Annotated in this window: 19 protein-coding genes and 1 tRNA gene; 13 read left to right on the top strand and 7 right to left on the bottom strand. The window is 70.0% G+C overall.

The window, feature by feature from the left end; translation table 11 throughout:
• Positions 1 to 90: 90 nt before the first annotated feature.
• The gene (locus QM591_RS05890) at positions 91 to 648 is read left to right on the top strand and encodes a hypothetical protein (protein ID WP_415130554.1); all 558 of its coding nucleotides are present in this window, start codon (positions 91 to 93) and stop codon (positions 646 to 648) included.
• A gap of 88 nt (positions 649 to 736) precedes the next feature.
• Here QM591_RS05890 and QM591_RS05885 read toward each other — a convergent pair whose 3' ends face one another.
• Both QM591_RS05885 and QM591_RS05880 read right to left on the bottom strand, forming a co-directional pair.
• On the bottom strand, positions 737 to 1,618 hold the full coding sequence (locus QM591_RS05885) for an endo alpha-1,4 polygalactosaminidase (RefSeq protein ID WP_415130552.1): 882 nt from the start codon (positions 1,616 to 1,618) through the stop codon (positions 737 to 739).
• Positions 1,615 to 2,133 (bottom strand): DUF2087 domain-containing protein, encoded by a 519-nt coding sequence (locus tag QM591_RS05880; RefSeq protein ID WP_415130550.1) that lies wholly within the window; start codon positions 2,131 to 2,133, stop codon positions 1,615 to 1,617. Before QM591_RS05880 ends, QM591_RS05885 begins: the two co-directional genes overlap by 4 nt.
• A 162-nt stretch (positions 2,134 to 2,295) precedes the next feature.
• On the opposite strand from QM591_RS05880, the gene QM591_RS05875 reads away from it, so the two are divergent.
• The 3 genes from QM591_RS05875 (at position 2,296) to QM591_RS05865 (ending at position 4,320) form a co-directional block, all read left to right on the top strand.
• Positions 2,296 to 3,150: a hypothetical protein gene (locus QM591_RS05875; protein ID WP_415130548.1), complete on the top strand. Its 855-nt coding sequence runs from the start codon at positions 2,296 to 2,298 to the stop codon at positions 3,148 to 3,150.
• Positions 3,151 to 3,173: 23 nt separating this feature from the next.
• Positions 3,174 to 3,248, top strand: a tRNA-Arg gene (locus tag QM591_RS05870).
• A gap of 145 nt (positions 3,249 to 3,393) precedes the next feature.
• Positions 3,394 to 4,320 carry a DUF1990 family protein gene (locus QM591_RS05865; RefSeq protein WP_415130546.1) on the top strand — a complete coding sequence of 309 codons (927 nt, stop codon included), beginning with the start codon at positions 3,394 to 3,396 and terminating at the stop codon, positions 4,318 to 4,320.
• A 227-nt stretch (positions 4,321 to 4,547) separates the two neighbouring features.
• On the opposite strand, the gene QM591_RS05860 is transcribed toward QM591_RS05865, so the two are convergent.
• The 4 genes from QM591_RS05860 to QM591_RS05845 form a co-directional block, all read right to left on the bottom strand.
• Entirely contained in the window at positions 4,548 to 5,960 is a 1,413-nt protein-coding gene (locus QM591_RS05860; RefSeq protein WP_415130544.1) for an aldehyde dehydrogenase family protein, read from the bottom strand.
• Positions 5,957 to 6,835, bottom strand: a complete 879-nt coding sequence (locus QM591_RS05855; protein ID WP_415130542.1) for an SDR family NAD(P)-dependent oxidoreductase — start codon at positions 6,833 to 6,835, stop codon at positions 5,957 to 5,959. Before QM591_RS05855 ends, QM591_RS05860 begins: the two co-directional genes overlap by 4 nt.
• Positions 6,832 to 8,220, bottom strand: coding sequence for a flavin-containing monooxygenase (locus tag QM591_RS05850; RefSeq protein ID WP_415130540.1), 1,389 nt, complete (start codon positions 8,218 to 8,220; stop codon positions 6,832 to 6,834). The genes QM591_RS05855 and QM591_RS05850 overlap by 4 nt, the downstream gene beginning before the upstream one ends.
• 137 nt (positions 8,221 to 8,357) lie before the next feature.
• Positions 8,358 to 9,389: an AraC family transcriptional regulator ligand-binding domain-containing protein gene (locus QM591_RS05845; RefSeq protein ID WP_415130538.1), complete on the bottom strand. Its 1,032-nt coding sequence runs from the start codon at positions 9,387 to 9,389 to the stop codon at positions 8,358 to 8,360.
• A 148-nt stretch (positions 9,390 to 9,537) separates the two neighbouring features.
• Between QM591_RS05845 and QM591_RS05840 the strand changes: the two genes are divergently transcribed.
• The 3 genes from QM591_RS05840 to QM591_RS05830 all read left to right on the top strand — a co-directional run bounded on the left by QM591_RS05840 (position 9,538) and on the right by QM591_RS05830 (position 11,866).
• On the top strand, positions 9,538 to 10,590 hold the full coding sequence (locus QM591_RS05840) for an alpha/beta hydrolase (RefSeq protein ID WP_415130536.1): 1,053 nt from the start codon (positions 9,538 to 9,540) through the stop codon (positions 10,588 to 10,590).
• A 166-nt stretch (positions 10,591 to 10,756) separates the two neighbouring features.
• Positions 10,757 to 11,047 carry a DUF6412 domain-containing protein gene (locus QM591_RS05835; protein ID WP_415130534.1) on the top strand — a complete coding sequence of 97 codons (291 nt, stop codon included), beginning with the start codon at positions 10,757 to 10,759 and terminating at the stop codon, positions 11,045 to 11,047.
• 75 nt (positions 11,048 to 11,122) lie between these two features.
• The gene (locus QM591_RS05830) at positions 11,123 to 11,866 is read left to right on the top strand and encodes a YidC/Oxa1 family membrane protein insertase (protein ID WP_415130653.1); all 744 of its coding nucleotides are present in this window, start codon (positions 11,123 to 11,125) and stop codon (positions 11,864 to 11,866) included.
• Between the two features lie 18 nt (positions 11,867 to 11,884).
• On the opposite strand, the gene QM591_RS05825 is transcribed toward QM591_RS05830, so the two are convergent.
• Positions 11,885 to 12,781 (bottom strand): LysR family transcriptional regulator, encoded by an 897-nt coding sequence (locus QM591_RS05825; RefSeq protein WP_415130532.1) that lies wholly within the window; start codon positions 12,779 to 12,781, stop codon positions 11,885 to 11,887.
• A gap of 109 nt (positions 12,782 to 12,890) precedes the next feature.
• Here QM591_RS05825 and QM591_RS05820 point away from each other — a divergent pair, with 109 nt between their 5' ends.
• The 6 genes from QM591_RS05820 to QM591_RS05795 all read left to right on the top strand — a co-directional run bounded on the left by QM591_RS05820 (position 12,891) and on the right by QM591_RS05795 (position 19,562).
• Entirely contained in the window at positions 12,891 to 14,492 is a 1,602-nt protein-coding gene (locus tag QM591_RS05820) for an ABC transporter substrate-binding protein (RefSeq protein WP_415130530.1), read from the top strand.
• A 73-nt stretch (positions 14,493 to 14,565) separates the two neighbouring features.
• On the top strand, positions 14,566 to 15,636 hold the full coding sequence (locus tag QM591_RS05815; protein WP_415130528.1) for an ABC transporter permease: 1,071 nt from the start codon (positions 14,566 to 14,568) through the stop codon (positions 15,634 to 15,636).
• Positions 15,633 to 16,538, top strand: coding sequence for an ABC transporter permease (locus QM591_RS05810; RefSeq protein WP_415130526.1), 906 nt, complete (start codon positions 15,633 to 15,635; stop codon positions 16,536 to 16,538). Before QM591_RS05815 ends, QM591_RS05810 begins: the two co-directional genes overlap by 4 nt.
• Complete coding sequence (locus tag QM591_RS05805) at positions 16,535 to 17,539, top strand: ABC transporter ATP-binding protein (RefSeq protein WP_415130524.1); 1,005 nt, start codon at positions 16,535 to 16,537, stop codon at positions 17,537 to 17,539. Before QM591_RS05810 ends, QM591_RS05805 begins: the two co-directional genes overlap by 4 nt.
• The gene (locus tag QM591_RS05800) at positions 17,536 to 18,372 is read left to right on the top strand and encodes an ABC transporter ATP-binding protein (protein WP_415130522.1); all 837 of its coding nucleotides are present in this window, start codon (positions 17,536 to 17,538) and stop codon (positions 18,370 to 18,372) included. The genes QM591_RS05805 and QM591_RS05800 overlap by 4 nt, the downstream gene beginning before the upstream one ends.
• Complete coding sequence (locus QM591_RS05795; protein WP_415130520.1) at positions 18,369 to 19,562, top strand: serine hydrolase domain-containing protein; 1,194 nt, start codon at positions 18,369 to 18,371, stop codon at positions 19,560 to 19,562. Before QM591_RS05800 ends, QM591_RS05795 begins: the two co-directional genes overlap by 4 nt.
• The last annotated feature ends 47 nt before the right edge of the window (positions 19,563 to 19,609 follow it).

The raw sequence follows: 19,609 nt of genomic DNA, 5'->3' as shown, positions 1-19,609 counted from the left end.
CCAGGGAGCTCTCAGTCGGGCAGAGACTTGTCTCATCAACCCGCACCGGACACTGCTCCGGAGCACCGAATGAATGAGAAAGGTCCGATCATGGCCGCCCCCACCGTCACACCCGCACCGTCCGGCTCCGCCGTCGACGCCCCGGTGGCGACACACTCCGCTCTGCCGATCGCCATCGCGGTCACGCGCATCCTGATGGGGTTCTACTTCCTGTGGGCCTTCCTCGACAAGGTGTTCGGGCTCGGATACGTCACGCCGGGAGAGCGGGCGTGGATCAACGGCGGAAGCCCGACCACCGGATTCCTGAGCAACGCGACAGCGGAGAGCCCGTTCGCCGACGTGTTCGCCGCCCTCGCCGGAAACGCCCTCGTCGACTGGCTGTTCATGCTCGGACTGCTGGCCGTCGGTGTGACCCTCATGACCGGGATCGGCGTCCGCCTCGGTGCGATCGCCGGCGCGGCGATGCTGCTCCTGATGTACCTGGCCGAGTTCCCCCTGACTCTCACCGGAGCCACCAATCCGCTCGTCGACAGCCACATCATCGACATGGGTGTCATGGCCATCGCCTTCTTCGCGGTTCCCACGCAGCGGCTGAGCCTCGCGAAGACCTGGCGCGCGATCGTCGGAGACCGTACCTGGCTCTGGTGATCCCCCTCAGATCGTGGCCCCACACGATCTGCCCGGGTCGTCCCCCGCGATCCGATCGAAACGCCCCCGCTCCCCCCGCGGGGGCGTTTCAGCGTGCGTCTGTGCAGGCGACGAAGACGTAGTCGTCGCTTTCGGGACTGGTGAGATCGCGATCGCGGAGGATGAGGGACCGCGGGGCTTCGGCGGATGCACACACCACCGCAAAAGACTCCGTCAGCGCGTCGGGGTACTCGATCGCGATCACGTGGTCGCCGTACACCGCGGCGTACGTGCCGCACTCGTCGTAGACCGAGCACTCCTCCACCACCGCGAAGTCGAACCCGGCGGTCGTTCGAAGCATCGGCGCGTCTTCGGCGGCGTTCTTCTGCCCGGCCGCAAGCCCCGCGGAGTGCGCCGCCTGCACGAGCAGCCGCGCCACCTCGACGTTGTCCTCGCGAGTGAGGGCGCCGCCTGTGCGGGTGTAGGTGTCGAGGTTGTCGAACTCCACGGCGTCGAAGCCGGACGCCGCGCATCCCTCGATCCAGGGCGCCACGAACCGGGCGACGGCTCGGGGGTCGCGGGTGTCGATGATCGCCTCGTCGGGCCAGTCCGGGTCGAACACCACGTCACCGCTCTCCTCGCGGAGAAGGAGATCGACCGGCCAGTCGGAGATCTCGCCGGGCTGGGTCTGGAAGGCGTTGACGTAACAGATCGAGTAGATCCCCGCGGCCGGGCGCTCGGTGCGGTCGCGGACGACGACCCCCACCCCGTCCGGCGGGTCGTACGCTCCACCGAGCTGATAGTCCGGCAGAGCGCCGACCGGCGGAAGGGTCACCGGCGCAGCGGTGCCGGGCGAAACCGCGGGAGGGGCCGTTCCGGTCGGCGTCGCGGTCGTCGTCGTGGCGGTGCTGTCGGTGCATCCGGCGAGAACGAGGGCCGCGGCGGTGAGGGTGGCGGTCAGGAGCGGCTTCCGCCGGTGCGGCGTCCTCACGATGACTGCTCCGTAGCGCCGGTGAACGCATACTCCGAGCCGTCGCGACGGCGCTCGAGAAGTCCACTGTCCACGAGGTAGCGGCGCAAGAGGGCGGTGTCGTCATGGAAGGCGCTCAGGCGCTCGTTGACGGCGGGTTCATCCAAGGTCTCGTGGGGCCGGAAGGCGCGCCGCGCCACCTCGGCGAGCACCGCGTCGCGGTCCTCCGGACGCGCGGGGAGCTGTTCCAGGCGTCCGTCGCGGAAGAAGCGCTCGACTCCCTGGGGCCGCACGGTCGCGGCACCCCGGAGCGCTGCCGCGAACACCGACCCGTCGAAGACGAGTGTTCCCTCGTCCTCGCGCAGGAAACCGACGACCTGGAGGCGCTCGAGGAGGTGGCGCCGCCGCGACGGAGGCAGGGGCGACAGCTCATCGTCGAGGCGTGCGCCCAGCATGAGGGCGGCGATCACTCGCCCCGAGTCGGGATGGGCGAGCGCGGCGAGGATGGGGCGCCAATCAGGGACGGAGGCGGTCACTACGGGTCTCCAGTGCGTTCCGGGTGTCGTGAACCCCAGCCTCTCACGGCGCGCGATCCGGAGGAGGTGTCCGGCGTCGGCGCGGGCCTTGCCGCGCGAGGCGGGCGATGGCATCGTGTGGCGGGTCGGGGCGTGGACGACGAGGCCGGGACGGAGCACACAATGGCGGGGACCTTCCTCTATCTGCACGGCACAGGGGCGGCGTCGCCGGAGGTCGACCGCGCCCGCATCGAGCGCCACCTCCGAGACGACCTGGGGATGACGGGTGCACACGTCGTCTGCCCGCCGTGGGGTGCCGAGGTCGGTCCGCCCGATCTCGACATCCTGCCGGCGCTCCCCCTCTCGTCTGCCGATGCCCGTCGTCCGGGGATCGATGAGGAGAGCGCAGTGCCTGCGGCGGCGGTGGATTTCCACGCCGCTTCCCTCGCCACGGTCGGCTCGGGCTCCACCGACGTCGCGGCCCTCCCGCCGGCGCTCGAGGCCGTCGGGCTCCGGATCCTCACCGACGTCCTCGCCCGTCACCGGGTGAGCCTGACCAACGGCGTCGTCGACTTCATGCGGAACGTGCTCTTCTTCCTCCGTGAGAGCGATCGCGTCCGTGCCTATGTGGACGAGGCCATCGATGAGGCGCGAGGTCGTCATCGGGGCGGCCCCTTCGTGGTCGCGGGGCACAGTCTCGGGGGAGTGATCGCCCTCGAAAGCCTCACGGCACGGCCGGTGGACATCGACCTCCTGGTCACGGCCGGCAGTCAGGCGCCTCTCCTGTGGCTCATGGGCGTCATGCCCGGCATCGGCGCCGACGCTCCGGCACGGCACCCCTTCGCGCCGTGGCTCAACGTGCTCAACCCGCGCGACCCGCTTGCCTTCCGTGCGGCGGAGGTGTTCGCCTGGGCCGAGGCTCCGCCCACGGACGAGACGATCGAGGAGCCCCGCGATCTGCTCGCGGCGCACACGGGCTACATGGACGAGCCGGAGGTGTACCGGATCATCGGCCGGAGGCTCGGGATCGTTCGCTGAGCCCGGGTAGACTCGGGGAGCCAGCCTCTGTAGCTCAATGGAAGAGCAGTTCCGTCCTAAGGAAACGGTTGGGGGTTCGAGTCCCTCCAGGGGCACCACCGGTGCGGCTCCCGCCGTTCGAGACGCACGCTGACCCCGACGACGAGCGCACGAGGGGATCGGCGGAGAGTAAGCGGGAGCGGCTGCGCGAGTGTCGTCGGCGCGGACGTACCGGGCGGCGTTCCGTTCCGGCAGGATCGAAGTGTGCCGCGAACCTTCGAACTCGTCACCGTCACGCCGGTGTGGCCGGAAGAGCTGTTCGATCTGTCCCTCGACATCGACGCGCACATCGCCTCGATGGCTGGCTCGGGGGAGCGTGCGATCGGCGGAGTCGCGGCGGGGCGGATCGGTCTGGGCGAGACCGTGACCTGGCGCGCGCGGCACTTCGGCGTGTGGTTCACGATGACGGTGCGGATCACGGCACTCGACCGGCCGCGACGCTTCGTCGATGAGCAGGTGCGCGGACCCTTCCGTCTGTTCCGTCACGAGCACCGGTTCGACGTCGTCGACGGACAGACAAGGATGACCGACATCATCACCGTCGGTTCGCCGGTGTTCGGAAGGCTCGCGGAGCGCGTGGTGCTCGTTCCCTACCTCCGTCGGCTGATCAGCGCGCGCAACCGGTACCTCGTGACCGCGGCGGGAGCGGCGCCCTCGACGAGTCCCGCGAGCGAGGAGTGGGAGCCGGGGGATGCGGCGCCGTACCGTGCCGCGCAGTCGACCACCTCGGTGGGAACCGGCGACGATGTCTGGCGACGGGCGTCGGCGGATGTCCTGCGCTGGGCGGTGAAGACGCGGAGCGGGTTCGCGGTTCCCGGCGCCGGTGAGGTGAGCCCGGGCGAGCGGAAGGTGATCACGGCGGGGTGGGGGCCGGTCCGCGTGAGCGAGCCGGTGGAGGTGGCCGAGGTGGTCCGCGCGCCCGACCGGGTGGGCTTCTCCTACCGCACGCTGCCCGGGCACCCGGTCTCGGGCGAGGAGGCGTTCATCGTGCACCGCCACGGCGACGGCGTGTTCCTCACCCTCCGCTCGCTGACTGCGCCCGGTGACCGGTGGGGCTGGCGGATGCTCCATCCCTTGCTTCGGGTCGCTCAGCTCGTCGCGCGTCGTCGTTATCGCCGCGCGCTGCGCTGACCCGGCGACGGCGCCGCGGTGTTCTCGCCGCGTGCGGACACCACGGCGGACGGGGCTCGCGACACGCCGAGGGCGGATGTGCGCTCCGCGGCGTGGCGTGCCGGAGATCCGCCGTTGTGCTCGGAGGCCCGTGCTCGATGACAGGAGCTGTGCTCGATGACAGGAGTTGTGCTCGATGACAGGAGTTGTGATCGAGGACGGAAGGGGAGGGGGAGAACGGGCGCAGGTCAGTGCCGCAGGGCGATCCAGACCGTCTTCTCCCGGGTCCACTGCTCGAAAGCGCGGAACGATTTCTCGACGCCGCCGAATCCGGACTGCTTCCATCCGCCGAAGGGCACCGTGAGGTCGCCCTCGCTGTAGGCGCCCACGGAGACCAGGCCCGCTTCCACGCCGCGGGCGAGCGCCAGCGCGTCGTCGAGTCGTGTGGTCCAGACCGACGCGGCCAGCCCGTACTCGGTGTCGTTGGCGAGGGCGATCGCCTCGTCGCGCGTACGGAACGACTGGACCGTGACCACCGGGCCGAACAACTCGCGTCGAGTGATGTCGGATCCCGGGGCGACGTGGGTGAGCACCGTCGGAGCGAGGTAGCGACCGCCCGGCACGACGTCCACCTCCCCGCCTCCCGTGACGAGCGTGGCTCCCTCGCGGACCGCGGTGTCGACCGCCGCCAGGATGCGATCGGCGGCCCGATCATCGATCACGGGGCCCAGCTGCGTGGCCGGGTCGGCGGGGTGCCCCACGCGGAGCGCGGCGGCGGCGCCGGTCAACCGCGCCACCACCTCGTCGTGGATGGACTCGTGCACGAGCACCCGGGAACCCGCGGTGCAGTTCTGTCCCGAGGTGAGGAAAGCCGACTCGATCATTCCCTCGATGAGGGCGTCTCCGAACTCCCGTGCGTCGTCGAGGAGGATCTGGGGGCTCTTTCCCCCCATCTCCAGGCTCACTCGCTTGAGATTGCTCGCTGCGGCAGCGGCGAGGATCCCGCGACCGGTGGTCGTCGAGCCGGTGAAGGAGAGGGCGCCGATGATCGGATCGTCGGCCAACGCCGCGCCGGTGGTCGGCCCATCGCCCGTGACGACCTGGAGGACGTCCGCCGGGATTCCGGCCTCGCGTGCCAACTCCGCCACGTGGAGCACCGATCGTGGGGTGGCATCGGCGGGCTTGAGCAGCAGTGCGTTCCCGGCGGCCAGGGCAGGACCGATCTTCCACGCCGCCATCGCGAGCGGATAGTTCCACGGCAGGATCGCCGCGACGACGCCGAAGGGCTCCCGCTCCGTGAATGCCACGACATCGCGGCCGGCGGGAGTGGTGGTGCCGTGGCCCTTGTCGGTCGCTTCGGCGAACCACCGGATCGACTCGATCGCCGAAGGCACGTCGTTCTCCCGGCACTCGGTGATCGGCTTTCCCGCGTCCTCGCTGTCCAGGCGTGCCAAGGTCTCGGCGTCGCGCTGCATGAGGTCGGCGAGCCCGTGTAGCCGTTCGGCGCGCGCCCGCGGGGCCTGCGCAGACCACGTGCCGGAGCGGAACGCCGCCTGGGCGCGTGTGACGGCCGCGCGCACCTGCTCGCGCGACGTGAGGGGAACTTCGCCGAGCACGGAGCCGTCGGCGGGGGCACGCAGCGTCAGGGTCGGGCCGGTCATGCGTTCTCCTCCGCGAGTACGAGCTCGCCGTCGCGACGGACGATGTGTCCCTCGCGCTGCAGCTTCTCCAGGTAGCGGGCCATCCCGCGATCGCCGCGCCGCCGGAACAGGCGCATGAGACGCGGGAGGGCGTTCGGCACGAGCATGGCGACGCGGATGAGCACTGACTCCGACGGCTTCGGGTAGACCTCCAGCCGCGGTCTGTCGAGCAGGCGCATCATCGCCCGCGCGACATCGGCGGGCTGCTGGGGCGGATCCTGGAACTGCAGCGCGTTGCCGCCGTCGAGGGCTTCCTGCCGGAGCATGCGGGTGTCGGTCGCCGACGGCAGGACCGAGCCCGCGCGGACACCGATCCTTCGCAGGTCGAGACCGATCGAGAGCATCGCGCCCCGCAGCCCGAACTTCGACGCGGTGTAGATGGGCGTCTCGCCCAGCGGGAAGATCCCGCCGAGCGACACCGTCGTGACGATCCGCGGGTCGGTCGAGCGCTGCAGGAGGGGCAACGCGAGGCGGGTGAGCACGAGCGGGGAGAGCATGTTCACCTCGGTCTCCAGGCGGATGCTGGCCACCGATCTCGCGTCGAAACGCTCCGAGCTGGTCATCCCGACGTTGTTGACCAGCACGTCGATGCGTCCGTAGGCGGCGGAGATCTCCTCCAGGATCCGTTCCACCTGCGTGTCGTCGGTGAGGTCTCCCGCGAACCCGAGATGCCCTCCTCCCGGAAGCGCGGAAGCCGCGGCGTCGGCGGCCTCGGCGCGGATGTCGACGAGCGCGAGCCGGGCCCCGCGTGCGGCGGCGGGCGCAGCGAAAGCCCGGGCGATCCCTCCCGCGCCACCGGTGACGACGATCACCTTGTCCCGGTAGTCGTACGTCACGCCGCCGCCTCCAGCCGGTCGCGCGTACGCCGGGGCTCCGGGCCCTGTGCCTCGAGGGGCCACCCGAGTCGACGCGACAGTTTGGTGACGTACTTCACGTAGGCGTCGGCGTCGACATACCCACGGTGTCGGGGAGACGCGTCGAAGTGCAATCCGCCCGAGAGGTCGGGCTGGTCTGCCCGGCGGAGCCGTTCCAACTCCGTCGCAGACTCCGTGCCGCCGCGAGAGCCCGCGATGAAGGCCGCGATCAGATGGGCCTGCCGGTCGAACAGGTGGTAGGCGCCGCTGTTGGTCTCGATGAACCCCACGCCGAAGAGTCCCTCGTGCTCGCGGGAGATGCAGTTGAGGTAGAGGTCGGGGTGTTGTTCGTCGCCGAAGTACTCCTGGGCGATGGGGACGCGGTGTCGGTACCCGGTGGCCATCAAGACGAGGTCGAACTCTTCGCTCGTGCCGTCGGTGAACTCGATCTCGAGTCCGTCTGCCCGGCGGATGCCGGGACGAGCGGTGATGTCGCCGTGCTGCAGATGGTGGAACAGCATGGAGTTGACCACGGGATGGGTCTCGAAGAGCTTGTGGTCGGGCTTTTGCAGGCCGAGTCGGGTCGGGTCGCCCGTCAACAGCCGCAGCATGGGCTGCAGGATCGCGCGTTCGAGCGGCTTCGGGAGGAACGAGCCCTTGCCGCCGACGATGTCCGACGGCACGCCGAACACGTGCTTCGGGATGAACCAGTAGCCGCGCCGGAGGCTGATGACCGCCCGGTCGGCGGTGCGCGCCGCATCGCAGGCGATGTCGCATCCCGAGTTGCCTCCGCCGACGACAAGGACGCGCTTGCCGGCGAAGAGGGAGGGTGATCGGTACTCCAGGCTGTGACGGATCTCGCCGGTGTAGCTTCCCGGGATCTCCGGGACGAAGGGATGCCACTGGCTGCCGGTGCACACGATCACCTGGCCGTGACGACTGTGAGATCCATCGGCGAGCGTGACGCGCCAGGCGTCGCCGTCGCGGCTGACGGCGGAAACCGCGGTGTCGAAGCGGATCCGAGAGGTGAGCCCGTAGGCGTCGGCGAAGTTCTGGAGGTAGGAGAGGATCTGGTCGTGCCGCGGATAGTCGGGATAGTCCTCCGGCATCGGGTAGCCCGAGAAGCCCGACACGGTGCGGCTGGAGATGAAGTGCGCCGACTCGTACATCGGCGTCCCCGGGTTATCGATGTCCCACAGCCCGCCGACGCGGGAGTGCCGCTCGAGGTGCACGTAGTCCACACCTTGCGCGCGGAGTGCACGCGCGACAGCAAGGCCGGCGGCACCCGCGCCGATGACACAGGCGGGCAGCCGCTCAGCGGTGACGCCAGCCGCAGCCGGCGAGGAAATCGGGGTCGGAGAAGTCATGTGCACTCCCTCGGGCAGGTCGGACGGACTCGGACGATGAGCCCTCACGGTACGGCGGTCGCGTCGCCGCGCGGCGGACGCATATGACCCAACCCGCGGACATGAGCGGCCACGATTGCTGTCCTGATACGTCCTCTTCAGGCGCGCGCCGCCATGTCGTGCAGGGCGGCGGGCGATGCGCCGAACCACCGCAGCGTGCTTCGGCGCAGTGACCGCTCGTCTTCGTATCCCAGCCGATAGGAGATCTCGGCCGTGCTGAGCCCGGGGGTGGCGAACAGTTCCGCCGCCACCCGCTTTCGCACGTCGTCGAGCACGCGGGAGTAACTGGAGCCCACTTCGATCAGGCGGCGGCGGAGGGTGCGCTCGCTGGTCGCGAGAAGGCGCGCGTAGTCGGCGAGCGGCCGGATGACAGGGAGCGCGTCTTCGACGTGCGCCGCGAGCACGGCCACCAGTTCCTGTCGCTCCACGACGCTCCGCGTCTCGGCTTCCAGCGCGGCGACCATGGCGGCGAGGGTCCACGGCTCGGCCGTGGGCAGCGGCTCGCGGGCGGTGCTCAGCGGAAGATGCCACGCGTTGCGCCCGGCGGAGAAGGCGATCGCGCAATCGAAGAAGTCCGCATAGCTTCGGGCGTGTCCGTCGGGGGCGAAGGCGAGCTCCACGTGGCGGGGGGACCGGATCCCGGCGACGTCCCTGGCCATCCGTGTGATGTTGGCGAAGCCTTCCTCCACGAGGAACCTGCTCACCGGGCTCTCGCTGTCGGGCACGGTAGCGGTCACCACGACAGAGCCTCCTTCGATCACCGAGTGCCACCGCACCATGGACCCGGCGAGATTCTGGAACCGCATCCCCAGCTCGACGGCGTCGAGGAGGGTCGCGCTCGACATCATCGCGAGTCCCAGCACGCCCGACGCGGTGATGGGCTGGCGCTGTCCGACCTCCAGCCCGAGCGCGGGGATCGGCAGCGAGTCCAGAGCCTTCTCGATGATGAGGCGCCCCTGCCGGTACGACACCCGCAGTGCGGGCGAGTCGATGCTCTCGCGGGTGAGCGAGGCGGCCCGCAGTGCCCGGTCGAGGGAGACGCCGTGGTCGTCGGCCACACGCAGCAAGTGGCGGATGATGTTCGGCGTGATGATCGCCGAGGAAGGCGTCAGGAAGGGGCCGTCGCTCATCTGGTCAGTGTATTTGGCCGATCATGTCCGCGGGCTGGCAGGGTCGTCCTGTCGGTCGGCTCGCGTGAGGTCTACGGTCGTCGCAGACGCCGCACCCGAGCGGTGGTTCGTGCCCCATCGTCGATGACGCCGATTCCGAGGAGCCGCCATGTCCGACCGAGCCACCGCCTCCGAGCGCGTGACGCGCGCCGTCATCCGGGCCCTGGGCGCCCTTCCCGAGCCCGCACAGCGCCTGATCGCCGGCAAACCCGTCGTCGTGGACGGGCAGAAGCTCTACACCGAAGTGCAGATGGCGCTCAGGCTGCTGAACGCCCTGCCCGGGTCTGACTTCTCCGAGCTCCCCCTCGATCGCGCTCGCGCCCAGATCGACGCCGAGGCACGGATCTTCGGCAGCCGCGACGCTGTCGCCCACGTCGACGAGCTGGTCCTCCCCACCCGCGCGGGAACTGTGCCCGCGCGCCGCTACTGTGCCGTCGAGCCGCAGCAGGCGGAGGGGGTCGTGGTCTACTTCCACGGCGGCGGTTGGGTGGTCGGCAGCCTCGACTCCGCCGACTCGGTGTGCCGGTTCATCGCGGCGAGCTCTCGACTCGAGGTGATCTCGGTCGACTACCGCCTGGCGCCCGAGCACCCGTATCCCGCCGCGGTGGAGGATGCCGTGGACGCCTACCTGTGGGTGAGGCGCGAGCGTCCGGGCGCGCGCGTGGCGGTCGCGGGCGACAGCGCTGGGGGGAACTTGAGCACGGCGGTGTGCCTGGCCACGGTCGACGAGCCGCTGGGGCAGCCGGACTATCAGCTGCTCTTCTTCCCGGTCACCGACCTCGCCGCCAAGAGCCGGTCGTACGAGCTCTTCGCCGAGGGCTACTTCCTGACGCAGAAGCAGATGGACTGGTACCGCGGACACTACCTGGCCGACCCGGCGCACGCGCGGGACCCCTTGGTCTCGCCGCTGCGGGCCGACGACGCGGCCCTCGCGGCACTTCCGCCCGCTCACGTTGCCGTCTCCGGCTTCGACGTGCTCCGCGACGAGGGCATCGCGTATGCCGACAGGCTCCGCGCGTGCGGCGTGGAGGTCACCTCGCAGCTGGTGGAAGGGCACATCCACGCCTTCGTCAACGCCACTGGCGTGGGGCGGCTCAGTCGCCGCGCGCTGGCGGACGCCGTGGACCACTTGGTGCGAGGGCTCGTCCCGGCATCGGTGTGAGGACACAGCGGCGGAGGCGCCGGACGACACGCCGAGGGAATGGCCTCCCCGCGTGGTGTGTCGGCTCGGGGATCCGCTGTTGTGCAGCGCGGGCGGGGACAAGGGCCCACCGGGTGCAGGGCCGCGGGATAGAGTGGGCCCACCGCCCGAGCGAGAGGAGAGCACCGTGATCGATGCCCTCTCGTCGTTCGTGCGGCTGTTCGTCTCGACCCTCGGACTCGTCGCGCTTCCCGATGCCGCGGCCCTCGGCGTCGCCGGCGCGGTGGCCCTCGTCGTCGTGTCGGTGGTGGCCCTCGTCATCGCGACGATCGGCGCCGTCGTGCCCGGCGCCGCGGGCACACCACGGCGACACCCCACCCGCGAGAGCGAGCTGACCGCCCCGCTCACCCAGAGTGATCCCGACGCCGCCGGTCATGTGCGTCGACGCGGTCCCGGAGCGGTGCTGCCGGCCGCCTAGCGATCGTCCCGGACCCCGTCTCCGGCATCCTTCGCGGCCGATCAGCCCTCTGATCGCTCCGACGAACGGATGACCGTGGACCTCTTCTCCTTCGCGCCGCTGGCGGCGCTGCTCGACCTCACCTCCTCCGGCCTCATGGCCCTGACCTCCCTCCTCACCCCACTCGCGGGACCGTCGGCGGCCGCTGCCGCGGTTGTCCTCGTCACGCTCCTCGTCCGCGCTGTGCTCATCCCGGCCGGGATCGCCCAGGCTCGCGCCGAGCAGACGCGCGCCCGGCTCGCCCCGCGGCTCCGCGAGATCCAGAAGCGACATCGTTCTGACCCCGAGCGGCTGCAGCGGGAGACGATGCGCCTCTACCGCGAGGAGGGCGCGTCGCCCTTCGCGGGGTGTCTGCCGTTGTTGGCCCAGGCTCCCGTTGTCGGGCTGATCTACGCGGTGTTCCTTCACCCCACGATCGGCGGGCAGCCCAACGCCTTGCTCGCCGAGGTCCTTGCGGGTGTCCCGTTGGGGCAGAGCCTGGTCCGTGCCGTGACGGAGGGGGCCGCCGACGGTGCCACCTGGCTCGTCTTCGGCGTCGTGGTGATCGCGATCGCCGCGGTGGGCGAACTGACACGCCGGCTTCTGCGTCCCGCGCCCCTCGGTCCGGACGCATCCGGGCCGGGGATCGCAGCGGGGCTCCTCGGCGTGCTGCACTACGCCACGGCCGTGGTGGCCGTGTTCGTCCCCCTGGCCGCGGCGCTGTACCTGCTCGTCACGGTCGCCTGGACGCTCGGTCAGCGCCTCGTGCTGCGGAGGTTCTTTCCGCTGCCGGCGTCGTGAGGGGGCGGGTGCCTTCTCTCACGCGGTCGGAACGTTGATCGCGGGGTAGCTGGCGGAGTTGAAGCGCGAGAGGTCGCCGAGCACGCGCTGAATCGCGCGTGCCGCGTAGTGGCTGCGGTCCCATACGCCGTAGAGGGTGATGGCGAGCGTCTCCTCGTCCACGGTGATCGGCACGGTCGTCAACCCGAAGATGGGATCGTCGGAGAGGATCGCCACCCCTCTGCCTGCGGCCGCGAGTCCACGGGCGAGGGCGGTCACCGACGTCTCCTCGGCCATCGTGTAGCTCAAGCCGGCCCGTGCCACCGCCCCGTCGAGGATCTGGCGCGCGCGATGGGTGCGGTCCATCACGATCAGAGGCTCGGCCACGAGATCGGCGATCGACACGCTCGACCGGGTGGCCAGGGGGTGACCCGTCGGAACCATCGCCCAGACGTAGGCCCGGCCGAGGATCATCCATTCGTACTCTTCGGGTGGCGCGAGCGTGCCGATCGCGAAGTCTGCCTCGCCGCGCAGAAGCCGGCCGTAGACGTGTTCGGGCAGTGCTTCGATGGCGTTTCCGATCGCGCCGGCCGGTCCGGCCGCGGCGACGAAGGGGGCAACGACGTCGGCCACGGTCGTCGATGCCGCCACCACGGTGAGGTCGGTCACCGCGCCGCGGGCGATCGTGCGCGCGGCCGCGTCGGCACGGTCGGCCCGCACGAGCAGATCCTCCGCGACCGGAAGGAAGGCCCGCCCCGCCGCCGTCAGCGCCAACCCGCGCGGCGTGCGGTCGAACAGGGCGAATCCGAGCTGCGCTTCGAGCGTGCGGATCTGGCGACTGAGCGACGGTTGAGCGACGTGCACGGCCGCCGAGGCGGCGTGCAGGGAGCCGTGCGTCGAGACGGCGACGAAGTAGCGCAGAAGTCGAAGCTCCAATGATGCCTCCGAGGCATCACTTTACTGAGATTCTGGTATTTGTCGAGAAGTCCCGCGCTTTCTAGGGTTTAGGTGAGCCGCGAGTGGCGGACGACCTGGGAGGGTATCGATGGGATCTGAGCAAAGACGTTCCCGGCGCACCGTACGCGCCGTCGCGGCGGTCGTCGGCAGTGCGCTGCTGATGACCGGCTGCACCGTGCAGAAGCGGGGTGCCGAGCCGACGGAAGGGCCGAAGCTGCTCTCTGTGGCGGCATCGGCGGCAGTGACGACATGGGATCCCGTCCGGTCGTTCTCCACCGAGGCGCTCTACCTCGGCAACGTGTACGAGACGCTGCTCAAGAAGAACCCGGAAGGGGCAGCCGAGGACTTCACCCCCGTGCTGGCCGAATCGTGGGAGACGAGTGCCGACGGCAAGACCTGGACGTTCCATCTGCGCGACGGCGCCACCTTCCACGACGGCTCGGATGTCGACGCCGACGCGGTGAAGCAGAGCATCGAGGCGGCCAAGGAGTACGGCGGTGCCTCCTTCATCTGGGCGCCGCTGGAGTCGATCGACACGCCCGACGATCGCACCGTGGTCATGACGCTGTCCTACTCCGCGCCGATGGACCTCATCGCCGCATCCACGTATGGGGCCTGGATCGTCGAGCCGTCAGCGCTGGCGGCCTCGAAGGACGACGAGGACTACTTCGCCGAAGGCACCGATGCCGGCACCGGCCCCTACACGGTGGACAGCTATACGCCGGGCAAAGAGGTCGTGCTCGACGCCTACGACGGCTACTGGAACACCGACGCTGCGCCGTACTACACGACGGTGAACGTCGCGATCACCCCGGACGCGGTCACGGCGCAGCAGATGCTGACGGCGGGGGAGATCGACCTCGCCACCGCCCTGCCGATGGAGAACATCACCGCCATCGCCGAGCAGACCGGAGGCGAGGTCCGCACCGCGAACTCGCCCTTCAACTTCCTGGCGTACTTCAACACGACCCGTCCGCCGCTGGACGACCCGAAGGTGCGTCAGGCACTCAGCTACGCGATCCCGTATCAGGACGTCATCGACGTCGGCGCCTACGGATACGGCACCCAATCGCATGGCCCCGTGCCCAAGGGGATCTTCCCCTACTCGGACTCGGTGCCCCAGTACAGCTACGACCTCGAGAAGGCCAAGGCGCTCCTGGCCGAGGCCGGCCACGCCGACGGTTTCGAGTTGACGTTGACCTATGCCTCCGAGAACTCCTCCGAAGCGCGTTTCGTGCCGCTCATCAAAGACGCGTACGCCAAGATCGGCGTCACCGTGAACGTGCGCGCCGAACTGTTCAACCAGCAGTGGGAGCAGGCCAAGGCCGACCCCGAGACGGCGCAGGACATCTTCGTCGTGTACTACTGGCCGACCTACAGCGACGCGGGCGTGGATAACCTCAGCAGCCTCTTCGGTTCCAGCGAGAAGCCGTTCTTCAACCTCTCCTACTGGAAGAACGACACGTACGACTCGCTGCTCGCGGAGGCGGGAAAGCTCACCGGCAGCGACCGCGCCGCCGCCCAGGCGACCTACGAAGAGGCCATGAACCTCCTCGTCGACCAGGCGCCCGGTGCGTTCCTCTACGACCCGCAGGCCGTCATGGTGGTGCCGAAGGGCCTCGAGATCGGCGACTTCAACGAGAACTACCCGTTCACCACGTTCTTCGCCTCCATCCGTCCCCGGGCCTGACGCGCGGGTTCGTTACCAGACCGGCGGCCGGGATCCCCTCGCCCGGCCGCCGGTCCTCACCTGAGGAGAAGCCATGTGGCGGTTCTTCGTCTCTCGCCTGGGGAGCGCGCTTCTGGTGCTGCTGGTGCTCACCGTCGTGGTGTTCACGCTGACGCGGATCATCCCCTCCGATCCCGCCGTCGTGTACGCCGGTCCGAAGGCGCCACCGGAGGAGCTGGAGCGCATCCGTGAGCGACTCGGTTTCGATCGCCCCCTCCCCGTGCAGTACCTGAGCTATCTCGGCGGCCTGCTCACGGGCGACTGGGGCGACTCGCTGTCCACGCGCCGCCCCGTGCTCACCGAGTTCGCCGTTCGTCTCCCGGCCACCCTGGAACTGCTCGCAGCGGCCATGTCGCTCGCGCTCCTCCTCGGCGTCGTCCTGGGGGTGATCGCGGCGCGGCGCCCCGGCGGAGTGACCGACGGCGTGATCCGCTTCCTCGCGATCGGTGGCATCTCGATGCCCGCGTTCTGGCTCGGCCTCCTCCTCCAGGTCGTGTTCGTGGGGTGGCTCGGCCTCCTTCCCGCCACGGGGCAGTTCAGCAAGGAGCTGGCCTACATCAGCCCGGTCACCCCGGTGACCGGCTTCGCTCTGTTCGACGCGCTGATCACGGGGAACGTGGTGGCTTTCTCCGATGGGATGGCCCACCTGCTCCTTCCGGCGATCACGCTGGCCGCCTACCCGGCCGGCCTCATCGCCCGAATGACCCGCGCCTCGATGCTGGAGGTGCAGTCGCAGGACTACATCTTCACCGCGCAGGCCTACGGGCTGCGGCAACGCCTGATTCGCTGGCGCCTCGCTCTGCGTAACGCACTGCCGCCCACGCTGACCGTCACCGGCCTGTCGGCGGCCTATGCCCTGACGGGCACCTTCTTCGTCGAGGTGGTTTTCAACTGGCCCGGCATCGGGCAGTTCGCCGTGAACGCGATGCTGTCCGTGGACTACCCGTCGATCCTCGCCATCACGATGCTCGGCGCCGTCGGGTATCTCCTCGCCAATCTGCTCGTCGACCTCGCGCAGGCGCGGATCGATCCCCGCATCCGGATCTCCGCGTCGCGTCCGCGACGAACGCGCGTGCGCACACCGGAAGGGAGTCAGACGAGATGAGCAGAGCGCTGACGACGTCGACACAGCTGCCCGACTATGCGGTGGAGCGCCAGAGCACAGGGGCCCGCGCGCTGCGGGTGCTGCGCAAGGACCGCCTCGCGCTCTTCGGCGCGCTCCTGATCGTGCTGGTGCTGGTGGCTGCGATCTTCGGCCCGTGGATCGCTCCGTTTCCCGACCAGGGAGCGGGGGTCACCGATGCGGCCCGACGCAATCTCGCCCCGGGCGGGGTGAACCTCCTCGGCACCGATCAGCTCGGTCGCGACGTGCTCAGCCGGATCCTCTTCGGCGCGAGGCCGGCGGTGACGATCGCCTTCGCGGTGGTCGCGCTGGCGGCGCTGATCGGTGTGCCGCTGGGGGCCATCGCGGGATACCGCGGGGGATGGCTGGACAACGTCCTCATGCGCATCACCGAGATCTTCCAGGCCTTCCCGCCGCTTCTCCTGGCGATGGTGGTGGTCGCCCTCCTCGGCCCCAGCCTCGTGAACGCGGGGATCGCCCTGGCGATCTCGTGGTGGCCCTGGTACGCGCGTCTCGTGCGCGCAGAGGCTGCCGCCCTGCGTGATCGGCCGTACGTGGAGGCGGCCAGATCGATCGGCGTGCCGGCGTGGATCATCGTTCCCCGCCACGTGCTGCGCAACTGCCTGACGCCGATCCTGGTGCAAGCCACCGTCGACATCGGAACGGTGGTGCTTGCTGCCGGCTCCCTGGCGTTCATCGGATTGGGAGCTCAGCCGCCCGAGCCCGATTGGGGCCTGATGGTCGCCGAGGGGCGTGGGGCGATCTTCACGCATTGGTGGATCTCGACCTTCCCCGGCGTCGCGATCTTCATCACGGTGCTCGGGTTCAACCTCCTGGGCGACTCCTTGCGCGACTTCCTCGATCCCCGGCAGGTGAAACGATGATCGACACGACGATGTCTGCGCCGCCCGTGCTCGTCATCGACGACCTGCGGGTGGAGTTCCGCGAACGCGGCGAGATCACCAACACGCCGCTGCGCGGTATCGACCTCCGGATCGATCGGGGAGAGATCCTCGGGATCGTCGGTGAGACCGGATGCGGCAAGAGCCTCACCGGACTCGCCGTGCTGGGGCTGCTTCCCCGGGGAGCCACGCCCCACGGGCGGATCGCCGTCGACGGCCAGGAACTGGACATGAGCCGCCCGTCACCGCTGCGCGGCGACGTCATCTCGCTCGTGTTCCAGAACCCCGGGACGGCCTTCAACCCGGTCTTCGCCATCGGGCGACAGATCGATGCGGTCCTCGCCCGTCACCGTCCGGCGCCGCGTCGAACCCGTCGAGCGCAGATCCTCGGGGCGCTGACCGACGTCGGGCTTCCCGACCCGGAGCGGGTCTTCCGCAGCTACCCGCACGAGCTGTCCGGCGGGATGCTGCAGCGGGCGATGATCGCGATGGCGCTGGTCTGTCAGCCGAAGCTCCTCATCCTCGACGAGCCCACGACCGCCCTCGATGTGACCGTCGCCAAGCAGATCCTGGACCTCGTCCTCTCGTTGCGAGAGCGATTCGACTTCGCGGTCATGCTCATCACCCACAACCTCGGCGTCGTGAGCGAGATCTGCGATCGCGTCGCCGTCCTCTATGCCGGCCGCGTCGTGGAGACCGGCCGTACCGACGAGGTCCTCGGTGCGCCGGCACACCCCTACACTCGTGGTCTGCTGGGCGCTCTCCCGGCGCGCCACGTTCCGGGAGAGCCGCTCGAGGCGATCCGAGGCTCGGTGCCCGCCCGGCTCACACAGGTCTCGGGGTGCGTCTTCGCGCCGCGATGCCCCCGCGCCGACGCGGAGTGCCTGGCGACCGATCCGGAGCTGGTCGCGGTACCCGGAGCGATCGTCCGCGACCGCGGCGAGCATCGCGGCGCCTGCCTGCGGATGGAGGCCACCCGATGAGCGGGATCTTGGACATCGAGTCGATCACGAAAGTGTTCGCCAGCCGGGGGAGTGTCTTCACGGCGGTCGACGACGTGAGCTTTTCGGTGCCGGCGGGATCGACCTTCGGCCTGGTCGGCGAGTCGGGGTCGGGCAAGTCCACGGTTGCGCGGTGCGCCCTACGGTTGATCGAGCCGACCTCGGGAACCAGCCGCGTCGGGGGAGAGGACCTCGCCCGGATGGGGGGTAGCCGGCTGCGGTCGTTGCGAGCGACGGCGGGGATGGTGTTCCAGAACCCGGTCGCCGCGCTCAATCCGCGGATGACGGTTCGCGACTGCATCGCCGAGCCCCTGCGCACCCACCGTCGCGCGTCGCCGCAGGAGCGCGCACGGCGAGTCGATGAGCTCCTGGACGAGGTCGGCCTGGGGCGCGTGCACGCCGATCGCTATCCGCATCAGCTCTCCGGCGGGCAGTGCCAGCGCGTGGGGATCGCCCGGGCGATCGCGATGCGGCCACGGCTGCTCATCCTCGACGAGCCCACCAGTGCCTTGGACGTGTCGGTGCAGGCGCAGGTACTCAACCTGCTGGCCGACCTCAAGCGCGATCACGGCTTGAGCTACCTCCTCATCTCCCACGATCTCGACGTCGTCCGTCACATGAGCGATGTCGTCGCCGTGATGCGACGCGGACGCATCATCGAGAGCGGACCGGCCGCGCAGGTGCTCGTGACCCCGCAGGAGGAGTACACGGCGCGGCTCCTCGCCTCGATGCCCCCTACCCCCGGAGCGCGGGCAAGCACCGCCGGAGCGCCGCCGCTGCACCACCACTTGACGAACGGGGAGAGAACCCGATGATCGACCACAGCGCGTCCCTCCGGGACTCCCTCACTGGTGACACCGTGACGGCGAACGCTCGCGCACGGGTCGGCGTGCACGCCCACCCGACGCTCGACTCGTGGCAGAGCGGGCCCGACAACCGCTGGGTGTTCCGGCACATCGAAGAGCTGCTCCCCTCGGCGGCGGTGTCGCGGCAACCCGCGACGCGCACGTCGATCGATCCGGGCGTCCTGCAGGACGTCCCCGCCTTCGCCGCACGGCTGGACGAGCTGTACACCGATGCGATCCTCGTGGAGCGGGGCGGCCGTATCGTCGGGGAGTGGTACGCGGAGGGCTTCGGCCCCGACCGGACACACCTGCTCATGAGCGTGTCGAAGTCGCTGTGCGGCATCGTCGTGGGAGCCCTCGCCGACGACGGGCTCATCGACACCTCGGCCACGGCCGCGCGTTACGTGCCGGCCCTTGCGGGATCGGCCTACGGCGACGCCACGGTGCAGCAGCTGATGGACATGGTGGCTGCCGCCGACTACAGCGAAGACTACACCGACCCCGCAGCGGAGGTGCAGGCACACGACCGTGCCGCGCGATGGCGGACACCCCGTGACGGCGATGCCGACGACACGTTCGCGTTCCTGGCGCGGTTGACGCGCAGCCGCGATCACGGGCTGCGGTTCCAGTACTGCTCCGCCGTCACCGACACCCTCGGGTGGATCATCGAGGCGGTCACCGGCCAGCGCTACGCCGACGTGTTGTCCGAGCGGCTGTGGTCGCGCCTGGGCGCCGAGCACGATGCCCGCGTCTCGGTGGACCGCGGCGGGTGCGCCCTCGCCAACGGTGGAGTGTCGTGCACCCTGCGCGATCTGGCCCGCGTCGGGCGCCTGATGCTGGGCGGCGGCGAGATCGACGGACGGCGCATCGTGTCCGCGGAATGGGTGCGCCAGACGCTCGCCGGCGGTGATCCCGCCCTGGCGGCCGACTCGCCCAACCGCGCCGTGTTCCCCGAGATGTCCTATCGGAACCAATGGTGGGCCACCGGCAACCAGCGCGGCAACGTGTACGCGATCGGCATCCACGGTCAGTACCTGTGGCTGGACCCTCTGACCGACACGCTGGTGGCCAAGTTCTCCACGCAGCCCGCCCCCGTGGGCACCGCATCGCTGCGGGCGCACGCCGAGCTGTTCGCCGACGTGGTGGCTGCCGCCGGTTGACGGCTCCTGCGTGGCAGTGGCGACCGACTCCACGCCGAAGCGGCCCG

The sequence above is a fragment of the Microbacterium sp. genome (assembly GCF_047607225.1).
Classification (GTDB): Bacteria; Actinomycetota; Actinomycetes; order Actinomycetales; family Microbacteriaceae; genus Microbacterium.
Note: the sequence above shows the minus strand (reverse complement) of the source record. Positions and strands in the feature narration are given on the sequence as shown.

What these genes read in the sequence shown, in the direction of transcription:
- QM591_RS05890 (WP_415130554.1), top strand. Translation starts at nt 91, where the DNA reads ATGGCCGCCCCCACCGTCACACCCGCACCGTCCGGCTCCGCCGTCGAC.
- QM591_RS05875 (WP_415130548.1), top strand. Translation starts at nt 2,296, where the DNA reads ATGGCGGGGACCTTCCTCTATCTGCACGGCACAGGGGCGGCGTCGCCG.
- QM591_RS05860 (WP_415130544.1), bottom strand. Translation starts at nt 5,960, where the DNA reads ATGACCGGCCCGACCCTGACGCTGCGTGCCCCCGCCGACGGCTCCGTG.
- QM591_RS05850 (WP_415130540.1), bottom strand. Translation starts at nt 8,220, where the DNA reads ATGACTTCTCCGACCCCGATTTCCTCGCCGGCTGCGGCTGGCGTCACC.
- QM591_RS05845 (WP_415130538.1), bottom strand. Translation starts at nt 9,389, where the DNA reads ATGAGCGACGGCCCCTTCCTGACGCCTTCCTCGGCGATCATCACGCCG.
- QM591_RS05840 (WP_415130536.1), top strand. Translation starts at nt 9,538, where the DNA reads ATGTCCGACCGAGCCACCGCCTCCGAGCGCGTGACGCGCGCCGTCATC.
- QM591_RS05820 (WP_415130530.1), top strand. Translation starts at nt 12,891, where the DNA reads ATGGGATCTGAGCAAAGACGTTCCCGGCGCACCGTACGCGCCGTCGCG.
- QM591_RS05815 (WP_415130528.1), top strand. Translation starts at nt 14,566, where the DNA reads ATGTGGCGGTTCTTCGTCTCTCGCCTGGGGAGCGCGCTTCTGGTGCTG.
- QM591_RS05810 (WP_415130526.1), top strand. Translation starts at nt 15,633, where the DNA reads ATGAGCAGAGCGCTGACGACGTCGACACAGCTGCCCGACTATGCGGTG.
- QM591_RS05805 (WP_415130524.1), top strand. Translation starts at nt 16,535, where the DNA reads ATGATCGACACGACGATGTCTGCGCCGCCCGTGCTCGTCATCGACGAC.
- QM591_RS05800 (WP_415130522.1), top strand. Translation starts at nt 17,536, where the DNA reads ATGAGCGGGATCTTGGACATCGAGTCGATCACGAAAGTGTTCGCCAGC.
- QM591_RS05795 (WP_415130520.1), top strand. Translation starts at nt 18,369, where the DNA reads ATGATCGACCACAGCGCGTCCCTCCGGGACTCCCTCACTGGTGACACC.